The sequence below is a fragment of the Streptomyces sp. NPDC101194 genome (genome assembly GCF_044767885.1).
Taxonomy (GTDB): domain Bacteria; phylum Actinomycetota; class Actinomycetes; order Streptomycetales; family Streptomycetaceae; genus Streptomyces.
In genome coordinates this window covers 1-1,580 of record NZ_JBIWOS010000028.1, presented here as the reverse complement: position 1 = coordinate 1,580, position 1,580 = coordinate 1, and the positions used below count along the sequence as shown (strand labels likewise).

1 rRNA gene (running past one end of the window) is annotated in these 1,580 nt (G+C 56.3%); it reads left to right on the top strand.

Annotation, left to right across the window (positions count from 1 at the left end):
• Window positions 1-1,558: ribosomal RNA gene (locus ACIRP2_RS39540) — 23S ribosomal RNA — on the top strand (it extends 1,667 nt beyond the left edge of the window).
• Window positions 1,559-1,580 lie beyond the last annotated feature (22 nt).

Below are 1,580 nucleotides of genomic sequence, written 5' to 3'. Positions count from 1 at the left end.
AGCCGGCCCGATCTCTTCGGAGTTGAGGGTAGTGGTGGAGCCGACGAACCAGACTTGTACTAGGTAAGCGATGGGGTGACGCAGGAAGGTAGTCCAGCCCGGGCGGTGGTTGTCCCGGGGTAAGGGTGTAGGCCGTGTGGTAGGTAAATCCGTCACACGTTGAGGCTGAGACCTGATGCCGAGCCGATTGTGGTGAAGTGGATGATCCTATGCTGTCGAGAAAAGCCTCTAGCGAGTTTCATGGCGGCCCGTACCCTAAACCGACTCAGGTGGTCAGGTAGAGAATACCGAGGCGTTCGGGTGAACTATGGTTAAGGAACTCGGCAAAATGCCCCCGTAACTTCGGGAGAAGGGGGGCCATTCCTGGTGATGGGCTTTACGTCCTGAGCTGGGGGTGGCCGCAGAGACCAGCGAGAAGCGACTGTTTACTAAAAACACAGGTCCGTGCGAAGCCGTAAGGCGATGTATACGGACTGACGCCTGCCCGGTGCTGGAACGTTAAGGGGACCGGTTAGCCGACTTTCGGGTCGGCGAAGCTGAGAACTTAAGCGCCAGTAAACGGCGGTGGTAACTATAACCATCCTAAGGTAGCGAAATTCCTTGTCGGGTAAGTTCCGACCTGCACGAATGGCGTAACGACTTCTCGACTGTCTCAACCATAGGCCCGGTGAAATTGCACTACGAGTAAAGATGCTCGTTTCGCGCAGCAGGACGGAAAGACCCCGGGACCTTTACTACAGTTTGATATTGGTGTTCGGTTCGGCTTGTGTAGGATAGGTGGGAGACTTTGAAGCGGCCACGCCAGTGGTTGTGGAGTCGTCGTTGAAATACCACTCTGGTCGTGCTGGATGTCTAACCTGGGTCCGTGATCCGGATCAGGGACAGTGTCTGATGGGTAGTTTAACTGGGGCGGTTGCCTCCTAAAGAGTAACGGAGGCGCCCAAAGGTTCCCTCAGCCTGGTTGGCAATCAGGTGTTGAGTGTAAGTGCACAAGGGAGCTTGACTGTGAGACCGACGGGTCGAGCAGGGACGAAAGTCGGGACTAGTGATCCGGCAGTGGCTTGTGGAAGCGCTGTCGCTCAACGGATAAAAGGTACCCCGGGGATAACAGGCTGATCTTCCCCAAGAGTCCATATCGACGGGATGGTTTGGCACCTCGATGTCGGCTCGTCGCATCCTGGGGCTGGAGTCGGTCCCAAGGGTTGGGCTGTTCGCCCATTAAAGCGGTACGCGAGCTGGGTTTAGAACGTCGTGAGACAGTTCGGTCCCTATCCGCTGTGCGCGTAGGAATATTGAGAAGGGCTGTCCCTAGTACGAGAGGACCGGGACGGACGAACCTCTGGTGTGCCAGTTGTTCTGCCAAGGGCATGGCTGGTTGGCTACGTTCGGAAAGGATAACCGCTGAAAGCATCTAAGCGGGAAGCCTGCTTCGAGATGAGTATTCCCACCTCCTTTGAGGGGTTAAGGCTCCCAGTAGACGACTGGGTTGATAGGCCAGATGTGGAAGCCCGGTAACGGGTGGAGCTGACTGGTACTAATAGGCCGAGGGCTTGTCCTCAGTTGCTCGCGTCCACTGTGTT